The 23,957-nt window shown below is 49.5% G+C and carries 23 protein-coding genes; 21 read left to right on the top strand and 2 right to left on the bottom strand.

The features are described 5' to 3' along the window. Positions 1-52 precede the first annotated feature (52 nt). The gene (locus tag JYB63_RS20610; protein ID WP_205659818.1) at positions 53-937 is read left to right on the top strand and encodes an AraC family transcriptional regulator; all 885 of its coding nucleotides are present in this window, start codon (positions 53-55) and stop codon (positions 935-937) included. Positions 938-981: 44 nt separating this feature from the next. On the opposite strand, the gene JYB63_RS20605 is transcribed toward JYB63_RS20610, so the two are convergent. Continuing rightward, positions 982-2,142 (bottom strand): ATP-grasp domain-containing protein, encoded by a 1,161-nt coding sequence (locus tag JYB63_RS20605; RefSeq protein WP_205659817.1) that lies wholly within the window; start codon positions 2,140-2,142, stop codon positions 982-984. 476 nt (positions 2,143-2,618) lie between these two features. On the opposite strand from JYB63_RS20605, the gene JYB63_RS20600 reads away from it, so the two are divergent. Then, complete coding sequence (locus JYB63_RS20600) at positions 2,619-2,879, top strand: FAD assembly factor SdhE (protein WP_205659816.1); 261 nt, start codon at positions 2,619-2,621, stop codon at positions 2,877-2,879. After that, positions 2,857-3,321: a protein YgfX gene (locus tag JYB63_RS20595; RefSeq protein WP_205659815.1), complete on the top strand. Its 465-nt coding sequence runs from the start codon at positions 2,857-2,859 to the stop codon at positions 3,319-3,321. Before JYB63_RS20600 ends, JYB63_RS20595 begins: the two co-directional genes overlap by 23 nt. Before the next feature lie 13 nt (positions 3,322-3,334). Here the strand turns inward: JYB63_RS20595 and nadB are convergent, their stop codons facing one another. Next, on the bottom strand, positions 3,335-4,927 hold the full coding sequence (gene nadB, locus JYB63_RS20590) for an L-aspartate oxidase (RefSeq protein WP_205659814.1): 1,593 nt from the start codon (positions 4,925-4,927) through the stop codon (positions 3,335-3,337). Positions 4,928-5,182: 255 nt separating this feature from the next. Between nadB and rpoE the strand changes: the two genes are divergently transcribed. The 18 genes from rpoE (at position 5,183) to adk (ending at position 23,863) form a co-directional block, all read left to right on the top strand. Beyond that, positions 5,183-5,767 (top strand): RNA polymerase sigma factor RpoE, encoded by a 585-nt coding sequence (rpoE, locus tag JYB63_RS20585; RefSeq protein ID WP_205659813.1) that lies wholly within the window; start codon positions 5,183-5,185, stop codon positions 5,765-5,767. Positions 5,768-5,840: 73 nt separating this feature from the next. Then, positions 5,841-6,680 carry a MucB/RseB C-terminal domain-containing protein gene (locus JYB63_RS20580; protein ID WP_205659812.1) on the top strand — a complete coding sequence of 280 codons (840 nt, stop codon included), beginning with the start codon at positions 5,841-5,843 and terminating at the stop codon, positions 6,678-6,680. Positions 6,681-6,716: 36 nt separating this feature from the next. Further along, positions 6,717-7,160: a SoxR reducing system RseC family protein gene (locus JYB63_RS20575; RefSeq protein ID WP_205659811.1), complete on the top strand. Its 444-nt coding sequence runs from the start codon at positions 6,717-6,719 to the stop codon at positions 7,158-7,160. Positions 7,161-7,183: 23 nt separating this feature from the next. Next, positions 7,184-8,590: a DegQ family serine endoprotease gene (locus JYB63_RS20570; protein ID WP_205659810.1), complete on the top strand. Its 1,407-nt coding sequence runs from the start codon at positions 7,184-7,186 to the stop codon at positions 8,588-8,590. A gap of 196 nt (positions 8,591-8,786) precedes the next feature. Further along, positions 8,787-10,586: a translation elongation factor 4 gene (lepA, locus tag JYB63_RS20565; protein WP_205659809.1), complete on the top strand. Its 1,800-nt coding sequence runs from the start codon at positions 8,787-8,789 to the stop codon at positions 10,584-10,586. 8 nt (positions 10,587-10,594) lie between these two features. Then, positions 10,595-11,416: a signal peptidase I gene (lepB, locus tag JYB63_RS20560; RefSeq protein WP_205659808.1), complete on the top strand. Its 822-nt coding sequence runs from the start codon at positions 10,595-10,597 to the stop codon at positions 11,414-11,416. Between the two features lie 19 nt (positions 11,417-11,435). Next, entirely contained in the window at positions 11,436-11,804 is a 369-nt protein-coding gene (locus tag JYB63_RS20555) for a DUF4845 domain-containing protein (protein ID WP_205659807.1), read from the top strand. Further along, positions 11,804-12,487 carry a ribonuclease III gene (gene rnc / locus JYB63_RS20550; RefSeq protein WP_205659831.1) on the top strand — a complete coding sequence of 228 codons (684 nt, stop codon included), beginning with the start codon at positions 11,804-11,806 and terminating at the stop codon, positions 12,485-12,487. Before JYB63_RS20555 ends, rnc begins: the two co-directional genes overlap by 1 nt. Further along, positions 12,484-13,419, top strand: coding sequence for a GTPase Era (gene era / locus JYB63_RS20545; RefSeq protein ID WP_205659806.1), 936 nt, complete (start codon positions 12,484-12,486; stop codon positions 13,417-13,419). The genes rnc and era overlap by 4 nt, the downstream gene beginning before the upstream one ends. A 26-nt stretch (positions 13,420-13,445) precedes the next feature. Continuing rightward, entirely contained in the window at positions 13,446-14,150 is a 705-nt protein-coding gene (gene recO / locus JYB63_RS20540) for a DNA repair protein RecO (RefSeq protein WP_205659805.1), read from the top strand. 74 nt (positions 14,151-14,224) lie between these two features. Next, a complete protein-coding gene (gene pdxJ, locus JYB63_RS20535; RefSeq protein WP_205659804.1) occupies positions 14,225-15,004 on the top strand; it encodes a pyridoxine 5'-phosphate synthase in 780 nt (259 codons plus the stop codon). 9 nt (positions 15,005-15,013) lie between these two features. Continuing rightward, the gene (gene acpS / locus JYB63_RS20530; protein ID WP_205659803.1) at positions 15,014-15,388 is read left to right on the top strand and encodes a holo-ACP synthase; all 375 of its coding nucleotides are present in this window, start codon (positions 15,014-15,016) and stop codon (positions 15,386-15,388) included. 162 nt (positions 15,389-15,550) lie between these two features. Beyond that, positions 15,551-16,447, top strand: a complete 897-nt coding sequence (gene cysM / locus JYB63_RS20525) for a cysteine synthase CysM (RefSeq protein ID WP_205659802.1) — start codon at positions 15,551-15,553, stop codon at positions 16,445-16,447. A 246-nt stretch (positions 16,448-16,693) separates the two neighbouring features. Further along, complete coding sequence (relA, locus tag JYB63_RS20520) at positions 16,694-18,952, top strand: GTP diphosphokinase (protein ID WP_205659801.1); 2,259 nt, start codon at positions 16,694-16,696, stop codon at positions 18,950-18,952. Positions 18,953-18,976: 24 nt separating this feature from the next. Then, complete coding sequence (mazG, locus tag JYB63_RS20515) at positions 18,977-19,792, top strand: nucleoside triphosphate pyrophosphohydrolase (protein ID WP_205659800.1); 816 nt, start codon at positions 18,977-18,979, stop codon at positions 19,790-19,792. 19 nt (positions 19,793-19,811) lie between these two features. Further along, positions 19,812-20,204 carry a hypothetical protein gene (locus JYB63_RS20510; RefSeq protein WP_205659799.1) on the top strand — a complete coding sequence of 131 codons (393 nt, stop codon included), beginning with the start codon at positions 19,812-19,814 and terminating at the stop codon, positions 20,202-20,204. 104 nt (positions 20,205-20,308) lie between these two features. Then, positions 20,309-22,915: a phosphoenolpyruvate carboxylase gene (gene ppc / locus JYB63_RS20505; RefSeq protein ID WP_205659798.1), complete on the top strand. Its 2,607-nt coding sequence runs from the start codon at positions 20,309-20,311 to the stop codon at positions 22,913-22,915. Between the two features lie 291 nt (positions 22,916-23,206). Continuing rightward, complete coding sequence (adk, locus tag JYB63_RS20500) at positions 23,207-23,863, top strand: adenylate kinase (protein WP_205659797.1); 657 nt, start codon at positions 23,207-23,209, stop codon at positions 23,861-23,863. Positions 23,864-23,957 lie beyond the last annotated feature (94 nt).

Here is a 23,957-nt window from a genome sequence, read left to right as displayed (position 1 = left end):
GGTGAAAGGTTAGCGATTTTTACACAAAGGTTCGTGAACACGGCAGTCAGCTATGAGTCAGTTAAGCCACCAGGATTATCTGGTTTTCAGTCAGTTAAATGCTTCTAACGCGACACTTGAGCAAAGCGTCAGTCTTGGCAGCGGTGTTGCGGCGGCAGTCTGGTCGAACGCTGAGGATTACGTTGTTTATGACGGGCCGGCTCATCATACCCTCAGTTGTTATCTGGACGGGGGGTACGATATCAGCCGTAGCAGCGAAGGGCAGCGGCTGACTGGCGGAGCACCGGGTAAGGTGTGTGTTATGCCGCAGGGGCACGAGTCTTATTGGGAAGTCTCAGGCTATCTGCGCTTTTTCCATCTGTACTTTGATCACAATAAGCTGTCTGAGCTGACAACCCGTATCTGGGACCGTGATCAACAGGTTCAGATGCCAGATCTGACGTTTGAAGATATCGCCTGGATTGATGCTTTATGCCGAAATGTGGTGATGCCACTTAACTGGACATCGGCAGCGGACCGGCTCACCCTGAGCAGTGCTGCTGATATGTTGATGACTTATCTGCTGCAACATTATGCCCGTGAGAAATCTTTGCCGGATATTTCGGGAGGGCTGGCACCTCATGTTAAACGTCAGGTGCTCGAATATATGCACGCGCATCTGGGGCAGGGGGTTCGTCTTGAGGAGCTGGCGGATCTCGCTAATCTGAGTAGCTATCACTTTGCACGGATGTTTAAGCAGTCTCTGGGGGAGCCCCCACACCGTTATATGACTGAGTTAAGGTTGCAGAAAGCCCGTCGTCAGGTACTGGAAAGTAAAGTCTCTCTGAAGGACCTTGCGCTGGAGCTGGGATTCAATGATCAGAGTCATTTCGGTAAAAAGTTTAAGCAGCGTTTTGGTGTCAGCCCGGCTCAGGCGCGCCGTTCTGAAAAGCTGTAAGTGACCGGCGCTCATTGCAGCGCCGGCATATCAGAGTGTCTGTTTTATCCGGACAGTTGGGCTTTTTTCTGTAGCATTGCCAGGAAGTTATTGAATATCCGCTGCATCTGAGGGCGTTTGTAAGGATACATTTCGCTACAGTCCATTGCGTGAATGTTCAGCGAAGCACCCACTTCGAAGATCAGCAGTTTGCCGTCCTGGGTTTCACTGCAGTCCATGCCGAAATAATCCAGGCCAACGGTTTCATGCAGTGTTTTTATTGCTGCTGCGTGTCGTTTGGCAAAGCCTTGCCTGAAGTTACCCATCGCGCCGGCCTCTTCAAAGCGTTTTGCAGCGCTTTGTTCCATTCCCGCATTTCCGTAATGCACCATCCAGTGATCAGAGACAGCCATGTGGGCCAGTTCTGGCTGGCCGTCGATCATTACAACACGGTATTTTCGGAATTGGCCGTCCTTGCTGCGATAGTCCACATAACGGGAAACAAAGAATTCTGCATCGTTATAGCGTGCAAGATAATCCTGTAAGGCTTCAGGCTGATCGAGCCGTTCCAGGCCATAACCTGCATGAGAATCTACCGGGCGGATAATAACCGGCATATTGCCGTCAACAATGAGTTCTTCAAGAGGCGGGTTGCCCCCGGCGACCTGAAATAATGTTTCACGGCTGACCCGGATGGTAACCGGCATTTCAATGTGCGGCAGGTTTTGCAGCTGATGGCAGATTAAATCTCTTCCCAGTACGCTGACAGGTGCCGGCATATTGAGAACCGGACGGGGCCACTGGCTAATCCAGTTGTTTATATAGTCCAGCGTTGCAAGGTTCCGGTCCAGCTCGCTGAGTGCCACGATTGCTATATCATGATCCGGTAATTCCTGAGGAAATGGCAGGGTGGGATCAACATAGAGAAACTGCATACTGAAACCGGCACCTTCGGCGATAAACTCCAGTGGTGTATTGGTCATCAGGTTGCCGGGCGCGACGAGTGCCAGTAAGCGAACAGTGTGCCGCTTAATGGTTGGCTCAAGACAGAAGTGCTGCTGAATTGCCAGCGCCTGTTGCTGAACTGCTACGCCGGTATCCGGCTGTCCACGTAATTGCAGCAAAATTGACAGATCAAAAAGTGCCTGGGCATCACCTTTGCCACCACGGTCGATGAAGTCGAGACCGAGATCAGTGAGGTCTTCGCCGTGGTATACCCTGGACATTAAGTTTGCCAGGCCGTGCAGGTGAGGCACGTGTGAATCTGAATTGAGTTGCGGTGCTGGACTATTCATAGCAATCCCTACAGCTGTTAACCCGGTGGAAGCCGGGCTTTGTAAGGGAGCAATAAAGCAATTCCTGTGCCATGACATCAAAAAGTCTGATTGAAATGCATGGTTTCTGGCGTTATTAGCTTATAGCGATTTTAAGAGAAATTGGTTTTGATACTGGAGCCTTCGTTAAGTCAGTGCCTGTGAAGAAAGTGGGCACTTACATTCAGGTTTAAGTCGCCACATAACAGTCGATTCGTGTATCTGTTTTCTCATTTTTTGTAAGACGGTGGGCGGCAGGTTTTGCCGTTTTCTTTTGTGAAAGCGGCAATAATCCGCCGTTGTCAGATCAATACTTTGGGATGCTGGGGTTGCTCCGGGTACGCTTACTTTATATATTGCCCGCATAATTAAGCTGAGGAAGTCCGCAGATGTATACAGAAGAAGATGTACGACGATTAAAATGGCAGAGCCGGCGCGGTATGCTTGAGCTGGATGTGTTATTTGTGCCATTTGTTGAAGAAGCTTTTTCTGATCTTGATGAAGCAGACCAGGACCGCTTCGTGAAGTTGCTGGCCTGTGAAGATACAGACCTGTTCGTCTGGTTGATGGAGAGGGAAGAGCCTGCTGATCCGGATTTACAGCGTATCGTCAGAATCATTCTTGACCGTGTCCAGCCAGCTAAAGATTAAGCTATATCCTTCTCGCCAGCTTGGAGTCCTTTACGCCGGGCTGGCATTATTAGCGTATTACAGCGTCTGGCTGTTACACCTTCCCTGGTTTCTGAATGTTATTTTAAGTCTGTTGCTGGGGCTGATGTTTTTCTCTGTTTGGCGCCGCTATATTTCTCTTACCCATGACCGTTCTGTTATCGCACTGCACTGGCAGGCTAAAGATAAATATTTGAGTATCTGCCTGCATTCAGGTGAGTGGCTGACTGTTACTAGGATAGAACAGCGGGTGCTTTGGCCCTGGCTGACGGCCATGCGTGTCAGAGTGGAAGGGGCAGGTAATGGAGCGCTGAATCTGATTGTGTTATCTGATTCGCTAAGTGAGTTTTCGCAGTACCGGCAATTCAGAATGTTTTGCCGGTTTGCGCGAATTAAAGACAGTTTATTGCAGGCTGCAAAGTAAAAATCAGAGCTGCTTACCAGTCATAGTTAATCGGTGTAAGAATGCTGTCGCGGGGTTCTGCATGTGTATCAGGATAGTCCAGCGTGTAATGCAGGCCCCGGCTTTCTTTACGAAGCATAGCGCAGCGGATAATCAGATCGGCTACAACCGCCAGGTTTCTTAATTCCAGTAAGTCACGGCTGATTTTATAATTGCTGTAATAGTCAGTGATTTCCTGCTGTAACAGATCAACCCGGTGTTTGGCACGCTGCAGGCGTTTGTCTGTGCGTACTATGCCTACGTAATCCCACATAAAGCGGCGCAGTTCATCCCAGTTGTGAGCAATAATGACGTCTTCATCAGAATCTGTTACCTGAGATTCATCCCAGCCTGGCACGTCGGGAATGACCGAGTCTGTGTTTAAGTGCTCGCTGATATGCCGGGCCGCAGATGATGCGTAAACGATACATTCCAGTAATGAGTTACTTGCCAAACGGTTAGCGCCGTGAAGCCCGGTGAATGCTGTTTCGCCAACGGCATAAAGACCTTCTATGTCCGTGCAACCGTGTTTGTCCGTCATGATGCCACCACAGGTGTAATGTGCAGCAGGTACTACCGGGATAGGCTGGCGGGTAATATCAATGCCGTAACTCAGGCACCGTTCGTAAATCGTCGGGAAATGCTCTTTGATAAAACTTTCCGGTTTATGGGATATGTCGAGGAACAGGCAGTCGGAACCAAGACGCTTCATTTCATGGTCGATGGCTCTGGCGACGATATCCCGGGGGGCAAGTTCACCGCGGGGGTCGAACTTATCCATAAACCGTTTGCCATCAGGCAATAGCAGTTTTCCGCCTTCTCCCCGCACTGCCTCGGTAATCAGAAATGACTTTGCCTGAGGATGATAAAGGCAGGTTGGATGAAACTGATTGAATTCAAGGTTGCTGACGCGGCAGCCAGCCCGCCAGGCGATGGCAATGCCGTCACCGGAAGCGCCGTCTGAGTTACTTGTATAGAGGTAAGCTTTACTGGCTCCGCCTGTTGCCAGCACAACCGCCCGTGCTTTGAACACATCGACTTTTTCTGTCTTGTTGTTCAGGACATATGCTCCGATGCAGGCGTTGTTGGCCAGGTTGAGTTTTCGTCGGGTAATCAGGTCAACGGCGATACAGTCTTCGAACAGGTCGATGTTGTTGCTTTCTTGTGCCCGCTGAATCAGGGTTTGCTGAATTGCCTGACCGGTAGCATCCGCAGAGTGAATAATCCGCCGATGGCTGTGACCTCCTTCTTTGGTCAGGTGATATTCGCCGTCATGCTGGGTAAAAGGAACGCCCTGATCTATCAGCCAGTCGATGCTGTTTTTACCCTGTTCGACGGTAAAACTGACAGCTTCCGGCCGGCTCAGGTTAACACCGGCGGTTATGGTATCGTCGATATGTGCCTGCGGGGTGTCTGTGTTATCCAGTACGGCAGCAATGCCGCCCTGTGCCTGATACGTTGATCCGCTGGTCAGATTGGCTTTACTCAGTACGGCAATTCGTTGCTCCCCGGGCAGTTGCAGTGCAAGACCCAGGCCAGCAGCACCACTGCCTATAATTAAAACGTCGTACTGAAATTCTTTACCCATGAGAAAGGTCCGCAAGCAAAAGGCTGTTAATCAACTGCTAATTATTGCCTGAACGCGGTGCTGTCACCAGCCTGAAATAATAATTCCGAAAAATATTTATCAAAAACATGATGCTGGTGGAACTTAACGTGCTGACCATGTTCATACTTTATGATTTAGCAGTCATTGGTGAGCTGATTGCACAGCAGGCATTCATTTTTTCCTGCGGGCTGAATAAGATAGCCATTATTGTAGAGTTTTGTATTAAGGAAACGAATGTCTAGCGAAAGCCAAGCATCGGTTGATCAGAGGTTGGTTGAGCGGGTTCAAGCGGGTGACAAGACCGCCTTTGATTTATTGGTAAAAAAGTATCAGCACAAGATTATTGGTCTCATCGGGCGGTATGTGTATGACCACCATGAGGCGATGGATGTTTCTCAGGAAGCATTCATTAAAGCGTACCGTGCATTGCCAAAGTTTCGCGGCGACAGTGCGTTTTATACCTGGCTGTACCGTATAGCGATTAATACGGCCAAAAATCATCTTGTGGCTAAGGGCCGTCGTCCTCCGGATATGGATGTGGATGTTGACGATGCGCATCAGTTAGAGAGTGGCCGGGGTCTGAGAGATATTGAGAACCCGGAAAACAACTTATACCGCGATGAGTTGTCACAAGTGGTAAGAAAGACATTAGATAAGCTCCCTGAAGATCTCCGTGCGGCTCTGTCGTTACGTGAGTTTGAGGGGCTTAGTTATGAAGATATCGCGAATATTATGGATTGTCCGGTGGGCACCGTACGTTCCAGAATATTCCGGGCACGTGAAGCAATCGATAAAGAAATTGCTCCGTTTATACAATAAGGATTGAGAGATCCTGTGTTGTATACAGAAAAGGTGAAATGCGTACTACTTTTAGTGTGTGAGGAGATCAGCAATGAGTGATCATCAGCAAGAGACTATCTCAGCTCTGATGGATAATGAAGTCAGTGAGTTAGAGTTAAGAAGTCTGCTAAAACGGCTGCCTGAAGATCAGAAGTCCGGCGAAAAATGGCAACGGTACCACCTGGCCAGTTCCGTTCTGAAACAGGACGAGTCTCCGGTAGTGATGGACATCAGCAGCTCTGTGATGGCGGCACTGGATGATGAACCGACTTATACAATGAAGCCGGGTGGAGACTCTTCGACGACGCGGACAATTAGTTGGCGTGAGTACCTGCTGAAGCCTGTGGCAAGTATGGCAATGGCGGCCTCTGTGACTGCCGTTGTTATTCTGGGGGCACAGCAGTACGGTGCAGCTCCTGCAGATGAAGGTTTAGCTCAAAGCACACCGAATACCGGTTTTATCCTGCCGAATACACCGGTCTCTGCCGATGTGTTGCCGGCACAGTACGGTGATCGCACTGCCGCTACGGCTGAAGGTGAACCTGATGTTATTCGTCTTAACCAGAGTCTCACTAAATATATTAAACAGCATGAAACACTGGTTGCTGCCGATGCGTCATCCTGGCAGCCTGGCTGGGTTCCTGAAGGCTATTCGCCGGTGAAGAACGGACGCACTTCTACAGCGGAAGTTGCAGTCTTTTCTAACGGTAAAAATGCATTTACTGTATGTGTTGAAGAGCTGAAACAGCAGGCTTCACTTGAAGGCGTGACCCGGGTGGGGGATGTTGTTGCTGTCGGAAAAGCGCAGGATGATCGTTTTATAACGGTTGTTGGTGATGTGCCTTTAACCGTTGCAGACCGGATTGCTAATTCAGTTAAAGCAAAAGACTGATTCAGAAAGCTGAATCTTGTTATATAGATATCTGACATGATTGAAGAAACAGGCCGGGTTATCTCCGTTAGTGAAGATAATCTGGTCGTGGAAACCGTTAAGCAGAGCAGTTGCTCTACTTGCAGTTCACAAAAAAGTTGTGGGCAAAGTGTGCTGGCAAAAGTAGGAGATGGCAGGAAGCTACAAATCTCTGTCGATAATCCGGATCGCCTGCCGGTTAAGCCTGATGATCAGGTTGTGCTGGGTGTTGAAGAAAGCACATTCCTGAGTGCTTCGTTACTTATTTATCTGTTACCTCTGGTTGCTATGTTTGTGCTGGCTGTTTTTGCACAAATGGCAGCCTATTCAGAACCCGTTGTTATTTTAAGTGCGCTGGCAGGTCTGCTGGTCGGGTTTCTTGCTGTGCGGCTGATTAGCCGGCGCTTTGGCAGGAACTGTCGCTTTCAGCCAGTCTTATTGCGTGTTGTTACACATACCTGATGTGGATGATTCAAGGATCCTGTATGAAATCATTACATAAATTATTCAGTTTTATCATTCTGTTTGTCACTGTGGCTCCGGCTCAGGCAGCATTACCTGAATTTAAGGAACTGGTAAAAAAAGCATCGCCGGCAGTTGTTAACATCAGTACGACTCAGTCTCAGTCGCAGCGGCCGAGTAACTTTCCGGAGTTTGAAGGGCCTAATGGTGAACAGATTCCTGAAATCTTCAGACATTTCTTCCGTTTGCCACCGGGTAATGACGGTTCCCAGCCACGTCGTCAGGCGCCTCAGTCACTTGGTTCCGGATTTATTATTTCTGAAGACGGCTACGTACTGACAAATCACCATGTTGTTAAAGATGCGGATGAGGTCATTGTTCGTCTGAATGATCGTCGTCAGTTAGATGCAAAGGTCATCGGTTCAGATGAACGCTCCGATGTGGCGCTTCTGAAAATAGACGCAGATAACCTGCCGACAGTTCCTATGGGAAATTCAGACAAGGCAGAAGTTGGTGAGTGGGTTCTGGCTATCGGATCACCATTCGGATTTGATTACTCTGTTACTGCAGGGATCATAAGTGCCACAGACCGTAGCTTATCTAATGGTACTTATGTGCCGTTTATCCAGACAGACGTTGCGATTAATCCGGGTAACTCGGGTGGTCCGTTATTCAACCTGGACGGAGAAGTGATCGGAATAAACTCTCAGATCTATACCCGTTCAGGCGGTTTCATGGGGCTTTCGTTCGCTATACCAATGAATGTGGCAATGGATGTTGTTGATCAGCTCAAAGCAAATGGCGAAGTACAGCGTGGCTGGTTAGGAGTGGTTATTCAGGAAGTCAGCCGGGATCTGGCAGAGTCTTTTGGTCTGGATAAGCCGGAAGGCGCTCTGGTTGCAAAAGTGCTGCCAGGTAGCCCTGCAGAAGCTGCGGGTCTGATGGAAGGCGATGTGATTTACAGCTTTAACGGTATGGCTATTAACCGGTCCAGTGATTTGCCCCACCATGTGGGCAGAGTTAAGCCGGGTTCTGATGCTGTTGTCAGTGTGATCCGTAATGGCAGCCGTGAGGATGTTGATGTCTCTATAGGTGTGCTTGATGACGGCGCAATGGCCATGAATACCCGTTCGCCAAAAAGCAGCAAGCCTGATGCTAACCGGCTGAATATTCAGATCGGTGAGTTGGATCAGCAGGTAAAAGATCGCTGGAATGTTACTTCCGGAGTGATTGTACGCCGTGTTGATGCAGGTGCCGGTGCTGATGCAGGCCTGTTGCCCGGTGACGTAATTACAATTCTGAATGGTCAGCGTATTGAGTCTGCCCGTCAGTTTGGAGACGTTGTTGCAGAGTTGCCGACAGGGAAGGCTGTTCCGATGCGGATTGTACGCCGCGGGAGTCCGATGTTTATTCCGCTCAAACTGAAGTAAACACATCGTGAAATATGAAGGGAGCATGACTCCCTTCTTTTTTATTATTTGCTTGTTTCGGCTGTCATCATAGGTTGGCTTTATCGGCGGGTTTCAATGGCCGCGCAAAGTTAAATACGGTACACTTGGCCGCTTCTGATTTCGCGCCTGTTTGTAAGCAATCGCGCGCCCTATATCTTATGCTGGTGAATGCACGGTGAGTAAGCTCGATCATATTCGAAATTTTTCAATTATTGCCCATATCGATCACGGTAAATCTACCCTGGCGGACCGCTTTATTCAGACCTGTGGAGGTCTGTCTGAACGTGAAATGGCAGCCCAGGTGCTTGACTCAATGGATATTGAGCGTGAGCGTGGTATTACGATCAAGGCGCAGAGTGTCACGCTGAACTATACAGCGAAAGACGGCGAAACCTATCAGCTGAACTTTATCGATACGCCGGGACACGTAGACTTCAGTTATGAGGTGTCTCGTTCGCTGGCTTCCTGTGAAGGTGCTTTGCTGGTGGTGGATGCGGCACAGGGTGTTGAAGCCCAGTCTGTTGCTAACTGCTATACAGCGCTGGAACAGGGTCTGGAAGTCCTGCCGGTACTGAACAAAATGGACCTGCCTCAGGCTGAGCCTGATCGCGTTCGTCTGGAAATCGAAGAAGTTATTGGTATCGATGCCACCGATGCAGTGCCTTGCAGTGCTAAAAGCGGTCTGGGTATCGAGGATGTACTTGAAGCGTTGGTGGAAACCATTCCTGCACCGGAAGGTGATGTGGATGCACCGCTTCAGGCCCTGATTATTGATTCCTGGTTTGATAACTACCTGGGTGTGGTCTCGCTGGTACGTGTTAAAGACGGTGTACTGCGTAAGAAAGACAAGATTGTAATTAAGTCGACAGGTCAGGTTCAGAGCGTAGACAGTGTCGGTATTTTTACACCGAAACGGAATGAAACGGGCGAGCTTAAAGCGGGCGAAGTAGGCTACGTTGTCGCAGGTATCAAAGACATTCATGGTGCACCGGTAGGTGATACCATTACCCACGCCAAAACCCCTGAAGTTGAAAGCCTGCCAGGCTTCCAGAAAGTTCAGCCACAGGTATATGCTGGCTTGTTCCCAACAAGCTCGGATGATTATGAAGATTTCCGTGAAGCGCTGGATAAGTTAACCCTGAACGACGCTTCTTTATTCTTTGAACCTGAATCTTCTGATGCGCTGGGCTTCGGTTTCCGTTGTGGCTTCCTGGGAATGCTGCACATGGAAATCATCCAGGAGCGTCTGGAACGTGAATATAATCTGGATCTGGTGACCACTGCACCGACAGTAATTTACGAACTTGAAATGAATAATAAAGAAATTATTCATATTGATAGTCCTTCGAAACTGCCGGATCTTGGTTCTATTAACGAGATGCGTGAGCCGATTGTGGAAGCCAACATTCTGGTACCGCAGGACTATCTTGGCCAGGTTATCGGTCTGTGCGTTGATAAGCGTGGTGTTCAGAAGCAAATGAACTTTGTCGGTAATCAGGTGCAGATTTCCTATGAGCTGCCGATGGCCGAGGTGGTTCTGGATTTCTTTGATCGTCTGAAATCAGTCAGCCGCGGTTATGCTTCACTGGAATATAATTTTGTCCGGTTTGAAGAAGCGAAACTGGTGCGGCTCGATATTTTGATTAACGGTGAAAAAGTCGATGCGCTGGCGGTTATTCTGCATAAAGACAATGCCCAGTACCGTGGTCGTATGCTGTGTGAAAAGATGAAAGAACTGATTCCGCGTCAGATGTTTGATGTGGCCATTCAGGCAGCTATCGGTGGCAAGATTATTTCCCGGACAACTGTAAAAGCGCTGCGTAAAAACGTAACTGCTAAATGTTACGGCGGTGACGTGAGCCGTAAGAAGAAACTGCTGCAGAAGCAGAAAGAAGGTAAGAAACGTATGAAGCAGGTTGGTCGTGTTGAGATTCCTCAGGACGCTTTCCTGGCTGTATTAAAAGTTGATAACTAGGAACAAGCATGGACTTTGACTTTGCACTGGTACTGGTCGCGTTAACCTTTCTGGCTGCGCTGGGATGGGTATATGACCGGGTAATGCTGTCTGCGAACCGTCGTCAGCGGATTGCTGTTGCGGCTGCACAGGCTGCTGAAAACGGCACATCACTTTCTGATGATACGCTCGACGGGCTGAATAAAGAAAATCCGCTGATTGATACAGCGCGGTCTTTATTCCCGGTATTGTTCATTGTCCTTATTCTTCGTTCTTTTTTGGTGGAACCGTTCCAGATTCCATCCGGTTCTATGCTGCCAACACTTAAAATCGGTGATTTTATACTGGTGAATAAGTGGGAGTATGGCTTCCGTTTGCCGGTGCTGGGGACCAAGGTTATTCCGATGAATGACCCTCAGCGGGGCGATGTTGTTGTTTTCAAATACCCTAAACAGCCGACCATTAATTACATAAAGCGGGTAGTTGGTTTGCCTGGCGACCGTATTAAGTACTTTAATAAAGTGCTATATGTAAATGATAAGCCCCAGTCGCAAAAGGTGCTGGCGCAGCTGCCTCCGGGTAAGCCTGTGCGGGCACTGATTGAAGAACAGCTGGGGCCGGTGACTCACGAGATGTATCGTGATCTGACTCCGCCAAGGATTGCGGCAGAGTGGGTAGTACCGGAAGGACATTATTTCATGGTTGGGGATAACCGCGACAACAGTAACGATAGCCGTTACTGGGGCTTTGTGTCTGATGAGTTGCTGGTTGGTAAGGCATTTGCAGTGTGGATGCACTGGAATACCTTCTTCTCGATCCCCGACTTTGGTGATGCAAGGATGATTAAATAACCTCGGAGAGGTCCGCAATATGAAACGACAACAGCGTGGTGCGTCTTTTTTCTCAACCATGATGATTCTGATGGTCATCGGTATTTTTGCAGCCGTAGGTCTGAAGCTTTATCCGGTCTACTTTGATCATTACCTGATCAACTCTACGGTTGTTGATCTGACGGAGAATCAGTCAGAGATTGCCAAATCGAACCGTGAAATCCGGTTGTCGTTATCGAAACGTTTCCGCATCAATCAGGTTAAGCTGCCTTCAGAAGAAGCGCTGAAACTGGAGCGGGACGAAGGTGTATTAACTATTACACTGAATTACCAGGTCGAAGTGCCAATGTTTTTCAACGTTGCTGCTTTGGTAAAGTTTGATGAGAAGTATGAAGTGATTCCCCGTTGATTATTAAGTCTGTCACAGAGCTGGCCCGAAAGCTGAATTACACATTTAAAGACGAAAGTCTTGCTGAACTGGCCGTTACCCACCGCAGTCACGGAAAGCGGAATAACGAACGCCTGGAGTTTCTCGGCGATTCTATTCTGAATTTTGTGATAGCCGAAGCACTGTTTAAACGTTTTCCTGAAGCGAAAGAAGGTCAGTTAAGCCGGTTACGGGCGCAGCTTGTTAAAGGCGAAACCCTGGCTGAGATTGCCCGTGAAATGAAGCTGGGTGATTACCTTAAGCTGGGGTCCGGTGAACTGAAAAGCGGCGGTTTTCGTCGTGATTCGATTCTGGCCGATGCCGTTGAAGCGATTATTGGTGCCATTTATCTGGACAGTGATATGGACGTATGCCGGGGCTATGTTCTGCGCTGGTATAAAGAACGTCTTGAGCAAACCAATCTTCAGAATACCCAGAAAGATTCCAAGACCCGCTTGCAGGAGTTTTTACAGTCCCGCCGGGTTGCTTTGCCTGAATACGAACTGATGTCCGTAGAAGGGGAGGCTCATCAGCAGACATTCTATATTCGCTGTACCGTAAGTCTGCTGGATAAGCCCACTGAAGGGATTGGTAACAGCCGTCGCCAGGCGGAGCAGGAAGCTGCCCGTCAGGCACTTGTTGAACTCAAGGTTGGTGTAGCATGAGCCGTGATCTGAGTTACATGCTGGCAGAGCCGAACGATAATCAGCACTGTGGGTTTGTGGCAATTGTTGGGCGCCCTAATGTGGGTAAGTCAACGCTGCTGAATTACATTCTCGGTCAGAAGCTGAGCATTACCTCCCGTAAGCCACAGACGACCCGTCATCAGATCTCAGGTATTAAAACCGAAGGTGATATTCAGGCAGTTTATGTTGATACTCCGGGTTTGCATAAAGATCAGGATAAAGCGATTAACCGCTATATGAATAAAGCGGCAAGTTCGGCACTCCGGGATGTGGACGCGGTGATTTTTATCATTGACCGTACTGCCTGGACTGAAGAAGATCAGATCGTGTTCGATAAGGTGCAGGGGGCTAAATGCCCGGTCATTCTGGCGGTTAACAAGATTGATCAGCTGGAAGATAAAGAGTCCCTGTTACCACACCTGGCTACATTATCTGAAAAAATGGATTTTCAGGAGATTATTCCAATCTCTGCCGAGAAGGGTACAAACGTTGATCGGCTAGAAGCAGCGGTCAACGCACAGCTGCCTAAGAGCATGCATTTTTACCCGGAAGATCAGATCACCGACCGCAGCTCCCGTTTCTTAGCCGCAGAGCTTGTACGTGAAAAGCTGATGCGTAACCTGGGGGATGAAATCCCTTACGGTACGACGGTTGAAATCGAAGAGTTCGGCAGAAATGAACGGGGAATCCTGGTTATTCATGCGCTGATTCTGGTTGAGCGGGAAGGTCAGAAGCGTATTGTAATCGGTGACAAAGGTGCCAAGATCAAAGGTATTGGCCGGGATGCACGTATCGATATGGAAGATATGTTTGAAACCAAGGTCATGCTGAATCTCTGGGTAAAAGTGCGTTCAAATTGGTCCGATGATGAAAGGGCACTTCGCAGCCTTGGCTACAACGATCTGGACTGATCTGACTATCCGGAAGGCGGCTTAATATGGCCTTTCAGGTTGATGCGCAGGCCGCTTATGTTTTGCATAGCCGGCCTTACCGGGATACCAGCGCGCTGGTGGACTTCTTCACTCTTGAGCATGGTAAAGTCAGTGCAGTCGTCAAAGGTGCCCGCAATCCCAAGTCGAAATTCCGTGCAGTTCTGCAACCTTTTACACCTCTGCAAATAAGTTGGCGAGGGCGTCAGGAACTTAAAACGCTTATTACGGCTGAAGCTGTCGCAGCGCCTGTTTTTCTGACAGGTTCTACGCTTTTGTGCGGCTTGTATGTGAATGAACTTCTGGAACGTTTACTGCAGAATATTGATCCACACCCCAGACTCTATGTTTATTATCAGTATGTGCTGAATGAGTTGCTTGACGGCAGCGATATTGAGGTAGCGCTGCGGGTCTTTGAACGTCAGTTGCTGCAGCAGTTGGGGTATGATTTTGATTTTTCCCGTTGTCTTCCTGAGCGGCATTATTATTATCATCCGGAGCAGGGCTTTTGTCAGACCAGTCCGATGAATAAGGCTGCCTTGCCGGCGGAGCTGCTGCAGGCTATGGGACGGGAAGAATATACTCAGGCGGCCGTCAGAAAGGTTGCCAAACGATTAATGCGCCAGGTGTTCGATCACTTGCTCGGACATCAGCGTTTACGCAGCCGTGAGTTATTCACTAAAATAAATACTCAGGCTGGTACCGGTAATTAGTCGCTGCTGACTGATTACTTTTTATTTTGATTTTTCTACCCGGCTCATAAGAGCCCGTGTATTAGGGGATTACAGTGGTCGAACCAAAACGCTTACTTCTTGGGGTGAATATTGATCATATCGCGACCTTACGTCAGGCGCGCGGAACACGTTACCCTGATCCTATACAGGCTGCTGCAATGGCTGAAGAAGCCGGTGCTGATGGCATAACCGTACATTTGCGTGAAGATCGCCGTCATATCCAGGACCGTGATATCTACCTTCTGGCTGAAACACTCCAGACCCGGATGAATTTTGAGATGGCAGTCACGGATGAAATGCTGACGATTGCTGAAAAAGTAAAACCTTCCCATGCCTGTCTGGTACCAGAGAAGCGTGAAGAGCTGACTACTGAAGGCGGTCTGGATGTTGTCGGACAGGAAGATAAGGTAAAAGCGGCCTGTGATCGTCTGGCACGTGCCGGTGTTGAGGCCTCGCTGTTTATCGATCCTGATAATGCTCAGATTGATGCGACTATCCGTTGCGGTGCCCCGGTGATTGAATTACATACCGGTGCCTATGCTGATGCGGAAACTGCTGAAGAACAGGCTGCGGAGCTGGCACGTATCCGTGAAGCTGCCAGCTATGCTTATAAAAAAGGCCTGATTGTGAATGCAGGTCACGGTTTGCACTATCATAATGTTGAGCAGATCGCTGAAATTCCTGAGCTGACCGAACTGAATATTGGCCACGGAATTATTGCCCGCGCGGTATTTGTGGGTCTGAAGGATGCCGTTTCTGAAATGCGTGATCTGTTGCGGGTGACCCAGGCGCGGGTTCAGCCGTTGCGTGATGCCCTTCAGAATGCTGAGTAAGAGCCATATATGATCTGCGGTATCGGCACTGATATTCTTGAAATTGCCAGAATTGAAAACGCGCTGAGCCGTACACCTAAGCTGGCGAACAGAATTCTGACTCCGGCAGAGCTTGAGAAGTTTGCTCAGAGTGCTCAGCCGGCCAGATTCCTGGCTAAACGCTTTGCAGCCAAAGAAGCGGCAGTTAAAGCGCTTGGTACAGGTATCGGTCACGGAATTGGCTGGCAGCAGTTTGAGATTTGTCACAACGCGTTGGGAAAGCCTCTGCTGAAGGTGACAGGGAATGCTGAGATAAAGGCCGGTGAACTGGGTATCAGAAGCTGGCATTTATCCTACAGTGATGAGCAGGCTCACGTGGTTGCGTTTGTTATCGCGGAAAGCTGACAGCTTTACCACTTTAGTAGCGATAAGATGCGCCGGTTTCACTTGAGCTTTGTGGATGGTGTCGTTAGTATCCGCTTTAAGAATTGCATTTTAAAAAATAGTTTTTTTATGCAAAAAAGTTATATTTATGCGCCCTGAAGTTCAGGGCCTGTCAGGTGACCTATGACGACTCAGTTCCCAACCATTGAAGATTATGTCGGCAATACACCATTGGTGCGTTTACAGCGCCTCGATGTTGGCAAAGGCAATACCGTGCTGTGTAAGCTGGAAGGTAATAATCCGGCGGGTTCGGTTAAGGATCGTCCGGCGCTGAGTATGATTCAGCAGGCAGAAGACCGGGGTGATATTAAACCCGGTGATGTTCTGATTGAAGCAACCTCCGGAAATACCGGTATTGCACTGGCGATGGCTGCTGCTATCAAAGGTTATAAAATGAAGCTGATCATGCCTGACAATGGCAGTGAAGAGCGTAAAGCTTCAATGACGGCTTATGGTGCTGAGCTGATCACCGTTACCCCTGAAGAAGGTATGGAAGGTGCCCGGGATCTGGCACTGCAAATGCAGGCTGAAGGTCAGGGTGTTGTGCTGGATCAGTTCGCCAACCTGGACAATCCGGTTGCCCACTACACGGGTACCGGTCCTGAAATCTGGCAGCAGACGCAGGGTAGAGTGACGCACTTTGTCAGCTCGATGGGAACCACGGGAACCATTATGGGAACGTCCCGCTACCTTAAAGAGCAGAATGCGGATATTGAAATCATTGGGTTACAGCCAAGTGACGGTGCTTCCATTCCGGGCATTCGCCGCTGGCCGGAAGAATATCTGCCATCTATCTTTGATGCTTCCCGTGTAGATACCGTACTGGATATTGGTCAGGAAGAAGCTGAAAACACCATGCGTGCACTTGCCAAAGAAGAAGGCATTTTCTGTGGCGTGTCTTCAGGTGGTGCTGTAGCCGGTGCATTACGTATTGCTCAGCAGGTAGAGAATGCGGTGATTGTCTGCATTATTTGTGACCGTGGTGACCGCTATCTGTCTACTGGCGTATTTAACGCTTAAGGCTGTTGATATCTGTTTTAAAGGCAGCTTCGGCTGCCTTTTTGCGTTTCTGGATATCACTTAATAAAACTGAACTTGCTCGCTATCGAAGGTCATAACGACTAAAATATGCGCGCAGTCAGTAAGGGGTTTATAGGTATTTTGTATACGCTTATTGACGAAGAATAAAAATTATAAGTGTTTTTCTCAGGGGTAAATACGCAAGCAGGGCATTGTTCTGCTGGCATAGAGGGAGTGGCGTGAGCCATGGTTAAAGTACGTGAAGATCATCCTATCCATGATGACGGCAGTGTCGATCTGGATTTATGGATAGAACGTTTACAGGAACAGGTTGAGCTCGACGATGTTGAAGTGGTTCGTCAGGCCTGTGAGTTAGCGCAGAGTTTAAAAGAGCAGGAAGCGCCGTCCGAGGAGGCCTGGGCCGAAACTGAAGACAGTTATGTCACCGGTCTGAAAATGGCCCAGATTCTGATTGAACTGAATCAGGACCAGGATGCGCTGGTCGCGGCAATTCTTTATCGCAGTGTGCGTGAGCAGAAGCTGGCACTGGATGATGTGCGCCGCCGTTTCGGCGCCAATATTGAAAAGCTGGTCAATGGTGTTCTGCAGATGGCGGCCATTGGCAGCCGGCAGAATCCGCGTCGGGAAAAGGTACTGGGGCAGAGCGGTAACCCGCTGGATAATGTCCGTCGCATGCTGGTTTCCATGATCGACGATGTTCGTGTGGTTCTGATCAAGATTGCTGAGCGTACCTGCGCAATTCGTGGCGTGAAGCAAGGGTCACGTAAGAAACGTTACATCGTGGCCCGCGAAGTTTTTGATGTTTATGCACCACTGGCGCATCGCCTTGGCATCGGGCATATCAAGTGGGAACTTGAAGACCTTTCTTTCCGCTATCTTAAGCCGAATGACTATAAACGTATTGCCGGTTTACTGGACGAAAAACGTCTGGACCGCCAGGAGTTTATTGATACGGTTCTGGAAATCCTGCAAACCGAACTGGATAAAGCCAATATCAAGGGAGATATGTCTGGCCGGGCTAAACATATCTACAGTATCTGGCGCAAAATGCAGCGTAAGAATATCGACTTTAATCAGGTTTACGATATTCGGGCGGTGCGGATACTGGTACCGGAAATCCGTGACTGTTATACCGTATTGGGTATCGTACACGGTCTGTGGCGTAATATTCCCCATGAGTTTGATGACTACATAGCCTCGCCTAAAGCGAATGGCTACCGCTCACTGCATACCGCTGTTTTCGGACCGGATAACAAGGTTCTGGAAATTCAGGTGCGTACTCACACCATGCACGAAGAAGCCGAGCTGGGGGTGTGTGCTCACTGGCTGTATAAGGGCACGGATACTCAGTCTCACAGCAATTCTTATGAAGAGAAGATTGCCTGGTTACGTCAGGTACTTGAGTGGACTGAAGATCTGGGCGGCAGCGAAGAATTCTCTGACATGATCAGTGGCGATGTTACCCATGACCGGGTGTATGTATTTACACCGGACGGTCACGTGGTGGACATGCCGTCTGAATCCACACCGGTGGACTTTGCATACCGGGTGCATACCGAAGTTGGCCACCGCTGTCGGGGGGCTAAAGTTAACGGAAGAATTGTTCCGCTGACCCGCCAGCTGCAAACCGGTGATCAGATCGAAATCCTGACATCCAATGTAGAGCATCCACGCCGCGACTGGTTAAACCCTAACCTGGGATACATTACCAATTCCCGTTCCCGTGCCAAAGTTCAGCACTGGTTTAAAGAGCAGGATAAAGACAAGAACGCCGCGGCTGGCAGGAAGATTATTGAGCGTGAATTCCACCGTCTGGCCATTGAGCTGGCGGAAATTAACTTTAATCAGCTGGCTGAACAGGTTAATTACAAGAACGCTGAAGATATGAATGCGGCGCTGGGTGCTGGGGATCTGCGTTTGTCGCAGATTATTAATGCCGCTCAGCAGCAGGTGGAAACCGAGCAGGCAGATGAGCAACTGGATCTGGAGCTGCCATCATTTGCGGAGCAGTCTTCAGAAACCTACGAAGGAATTAAAATCCGAGGTGTTGGCAACCTGCTGACGACCATTGCTTCCTGCTGTAAGCCGGTACCAGGTGATCCGATTATCGGATATATCACACTGGGACGTGGCGTTTCGATTCACCGGGAAGACTGTAACAACGCCTTCCAGCTGCGTCAGAATGAAGCAGAGCGCATCATTGAAGTCAGCTGGAGTGAAGAGGGCGAATCGACCTATCCGGTGGATATCTTTATCGAAGCGTTCGACCGTTCCGGCTTATTACGTGACGTGATGATGGTACTGGCTAATGAAGACATTAACGTCATTGCTGCACAGACCCGTTCTGATAAAAAGAGCAACGTTGCTCAGCTGAGCCTGACCGTTGAAATTGGCCGTCTGGATTTGCTAGGACGGATAATGGATAAGATCAATCAGGTACAGAACGTCACCGACGTCCACCGTCAGCGTAACAGCGGCCTGTAAAGGCCGCTTCAGCAGGAACATTTCATGAAGCCCTATACTCTGGAAGATTTACTGTATCTGATGGGTCGCCTGCGTGATCCGGATACCGGCTGCCCCTGGGATGTGAAGCAGGACTTTGCCAGTATCGTGCCGCATACACTGGAAGAAGCCTATGAAGTGGCAGATACCATTGAGCGCAAGGACTGGCCCCATTTACAGGACGAACTGGGTGATCTGCTTTTTCAGGTGGTTTTTTATGCCCAGCTGGGTAAAGAACAGTCCAGTTTTGATTTTGAAGCAGTAGTCGACGGGCTTGTCACTAAACTGATACGTCGGCACCCGCACGTCTTTCCGGACGGGGACTTACGTGCAGAACGTCCTGCCGGCGAACTGTCGGATGCGGATATCAAAGCCAACTGGGAAGCTATTAAGCGTCAGGAACGTGCTGATAAACCGGTAGAGAAAGTACGTGTGCTGGATGATGTCCCGCGGGCATTGCCGGCACTGACACGGGCAGAAAAACTGACCCGCAGAGCTTCACAGGTAGGGTTTGACTGGGGTGCTGCGTTGCCGGTTCTGGATAAAATTGAAGAAGAAATTACCGAACTGCGTGAAGCTATTGCCGAAGGGAATCTGGATGAAGTTCGGGATGAGTTTGGTGACTTGCTGTTTGCCCAGGTAAATCTTGCCCGCCACTTAGGAATTAATCCTGATACCGCATTGCGAGGCTGTAATCAGAAGTTTGAACGCCGCTTCAATTATATTGAAGATCAGGTCGATGCTGGTAAAGGTGACTGGCATGCCTACACGCTGGATGAGCTGGACGAGTGGTGGGATGAGGCTAAAGCTAAAGGCCTGTAGTCCCCGGGACTGAATATTTATGAAACGACCTCCGGTTAAGTTTTTTGTAATAGCAGGGCTGATTGTTCTGCTGGCAGCCTGGAATCATTTCCGGGAATCAGACCAGCGCCAGTTGCTGGTGGCGGAAGGTTTTGTGGTGAGTGCTGAGCTGGAAAGTTCGCCAGCGATTCTTATCAGTGAATCCCGTCAGCAGTTGGCGGTGCTGTATCCTGATGGTTTCGTGCGTACTGCGTTCGGTGAAGTCGCCAGCGTGGCTGTTGATATTCAGCTGAACAAGCAGCTGGAACCGGTTAACCGTCAGTTAGTGATCACCCTTAAGGGAGGTACTTCAACTGAATGGCGGGTGCATTTTAAGGATGATCAACAGCTGGAGCAGGCTAAAAATACGCTCGACAGTTTGATCTTTAACTGAACACTTCGACGCTTATCCGTCCTTTTAGCTCGTTCTTAAGCCCTATTGTGCCCATTACAGAATAGAGTAGTATCGTAATCACATGCTCGTCTGAGGAGATTACGATGAATAGTCTGCACGAAGACCTACGCGATGATGTAAGGATGCTGGGGGATTGTCTGGGGGAAATCATTGCCGCGCAACGTGGCGATGACTTTGTGGCTAAAATTGAACAGATCCGCCATCTGGCTAAGCAGGCAAGGGCTTCCGGGCAACCTGCTGATGAAGAGCTGCTGGACGCACTTAAACAACTTTCCGATGATGAGCTGCTGGCCGTCGCCAGAGCATTCAGTCAATTTTTAAACCTTGCGAACCTTGCCGAAGAACATCACCGGGTGCGACGCCGTTCAGGTGTGCTGGATGCCTGCCACAGTGATTCCTTTTGTGGTTTGCTGGGCAGATTGTTGCAGCAGGGGCTGAGTAAAGAAAAGATTGCAGAGCAAGTGAGCCAGCTGGATGTTGAACTGGTGCTGACTGCCCATCCTACCGAAGTAAACCGCCGTACCCTGATCCAGAAATTTGATGCGATGACGGATTGCTTAAAGCGTAATGACCGTGGAGAGTCGGTAGAGCACCGTTTGCGGGATCTGATTGCGCAGGCCTGGCACACCAATGAAATCCGTACCCAGCGACCAACCCCGGTAGATGAAGCGAAGTGGGGCTTTACGGTCATTGAAAACTCTTTATGGCATGCCGTACCGGCTTTTTTACGCCGGATGGACCGACAACTGTTTGAGGCCACCGGGCATCATTTACCTTTAGATGCTGCACCGGTGCGGTTTGCTTCCTGGATGGGCGGCGACCGGGACGGTAATCCTAATGTGACCGCCGATGTTACTGAACGGGTGCTGCTGTTATCGCGCTGGATGGCAACGGACTTATACCTGAAAGATATCGAGCAGTTACGCATTGAGCTATCCATGGGGGAATGTTCGGATGAGCTGCGTGCCGCTGTGGGCGATCATAAAGAACCGTACCGGGAATTACTGCGTAAGCTGCGTCAGCGTTTTCAGACCAGCCAGCAGTGTTTGCAGCAGTGTCTGCGGGGGGAGCCGGTTGATCATTATGACATGATCATCACCCGTGAACTGGTAGCGGTACCGCTGCTGCTGATTGACCGTTCACTGCGAGCCTGCGGTATGGCAGTTATTGCCGATGGTTTACTGCAGGATATGTTGCGGCGGGTGGCCTGCTTTGGAATGAACCTTGTGCGTCTGGATATTCGTCAGAATTCAGACCGGCATGAACAGGTCTTCTCAGAACTCTGTGAATATTATGATCTTGGGGATTATGTCAGCTGGACAGAAGCAGAAAAGCAGGCCTGGCTGATCAGTGAGCTGGAGAATAAACGGCCGTTACTGCCTGCCCACTGGCAGCCCTCAGCCGATGTCGCAGAAGTGCTCGAAACCTTTAAGGTAGTTGCCCGTGAAGAGGCAGATGCGCTGGGCTCATATGTGATTTCAATGGCCAGCCAGCCATCGGATGTGTTGGCGGTTATCCTGCTGCTGAGAGAGCAGGGCATTACGCATAACATTCCGGTCGTGCCGCTATTTGAAACCCTGGATGATCTGGATAACGCCCGCCACTGTATTAGCCAGTTGTTAGATATTCCCTGGTATAAAGCTTATATCGATGGACACCAAGAGGTGATGATTGGCTATTCCGATTCAGCAAAGGATGCCGGTCAGCTCGCAGCCGCCTGGGGCCAGTACCGGGCACAGGAAGCGCTGACAGAACTGTGTAAGTCCCATGATGTACATCTGAAACTGTTTCATGGGCGGGGCGGTACCGTTGGCCGTGGTGGTGGTCCGAGCCATACAGCAATTCTTGCACAGCCCCCCGGGTCCGTGGATGGCAGCCTGAGGGTGACTGAACAGGGTGAGATGATCCGGTTTAAATTTGGTGTGCCGGAAATTGCCGAACGTAATATGGAGCTTTATACCTCTGCCACGCTGGAAGCCACATTAAATCCCCATGCGCAGCCGAAAGATGAGTGGCGGGCGCTGATGACACAACTGTCGGCAACCGGTTTGAAGCACTACCGGGAAGTGGTTCGTCATGATCCACAGTTTGTTGCTTATTTCCGGGCGGCGACACCTGAGCAGGAGCTGGCAAAATTGCCGCTGGGAAGCCGGCCTGCAAAAAGAAAGGCCGACGGTGGGGTTGAAAGCTTGCGGGCGATTCCCTGGATTTTTGCCTGGACCCAGATCCGTTTAATGTTACCGGCCTGGCTGGGGAGCGATAACGCCTTACAGGATGCTGTGGATAAACAGCAGCTGCCGCTGATTAATGAAATGCGGCAGCAGTGGCCGTTTTTTCGAACCTACATCGACATGCTGGAAATGGTGGTCGCCAAAGCGGATGAAAATATAGCGGCTTATTATGACAAGCGCTTAGTGTCTGATGAGTTAATGGTATTAGGTGCTGATCTGCGTTGCCGACTGGCCCATACGATCTCTTTGGTAAAACAGATTAAGGGGCAGGATGCACTGCTGGTGGAAAACCCTGTTATCCGGCAGTCGATTGATGTGCGAAATCCCTATATTGATCCGTTACATTTACTGCAGGCTGAGTTGCTCTACCGCGACAGAAATCAGCCTGATGAGCGGCTCGAACAGGCCCTGATGATTACCATGGCAGGTATCTCCGCCGGGATGAGAAATACCGGATAAACCGGTTTCAGATCAAAACTGTCGTATCCGGGCAAGATGTTAGCCTATTAGGGGGTTGAACCCGGCTGCGGTTTTGACTAGCCTTGATGGCTTGTATTTGCTTTGGCAGTTTCATTACTGACAAATCAGAGCGAAGCGCCGGTGTCTGAGCAGATTTCACCGAGTTAAGCAGGGCTGGCGGTACGCGCGATTCCCGCGTGACGTGCAAAAGTACGGAAAACAGAATTTTACTCCGGTTGCCAGGGCAGCCGGAGTCCGGATTATTATAAATTGACGAGGAGCAATCCTGATATGCGTATCATTCTTTTAGGTGCCCCGGGTGCCGGTAAAGGTACTCAGGCACAATATATTTGTGACAAGTACAGCATTCCACAAATCTCAACCGGCGATATGTTACGCGCGGCGGTAAAAGCAGGTACGCCTCTGGGTATTGAAGCTAAAAAGGTAATGGACGCAGGTGGTCTGGTATCTGATGACATTATCATTGGTCTGGTAAAAGAGCGCATTAAAGAAGCAGACTGTGTAAACGGTTGTCTGTTTGACGGTTTCCCACGGACCATTCCTCAGGCAGATGCCATGAAGGATGCAGGTGTTGAGATTGATGCCGTGGTTGAAATTGATGTTGCTGATGAAGAAATCATCAAGCGTATGAGCGGTCGTCGGGTTCACCCGGGTTCAGGTCGTACCTACCACGTTGTCTTTAATCCGCCTAAAGAAGAAGGTAAGGATGATGTGACCGGTGAAGAGCTGGTTCAGCGTGATGATGATCAGGAAGAAACCGTACGTCAGCGTCTGAGTGTTTATCATGAGCAGACTGCACCGCTGGTAAGCTACTACAAAGGCTGGTCTGAAGAAGCACCTGAGTCTGCACCGAAGTACAAGTATATTGCCGGTGTTGGCAGTGTTGATGATATCCGTGATGCAGTATTTGCTGCGCTGGATGCTTGATAAGACTGCTTTATGATTATGAAAAATGGGCCGGATGGCCCATTTTTTTTTTTGCCTGATTTTCACTTTTGTTGTTTAAGAGGGCTAAATTTTG

It is taken from the genome of Aliamphritea spongicola, assembly GCF_017051665.1.
Taxonomy (GTDB): domain Bacteria; phylum Pseudomonadota; class Gammaproteobacteria; order Pseudomonadales; family Balneatricaceae; genus Amphritea; species Amphritea spongicola.
This window is presented reverse-complemented; position numbering and strand designations above follow the sequence as displayed.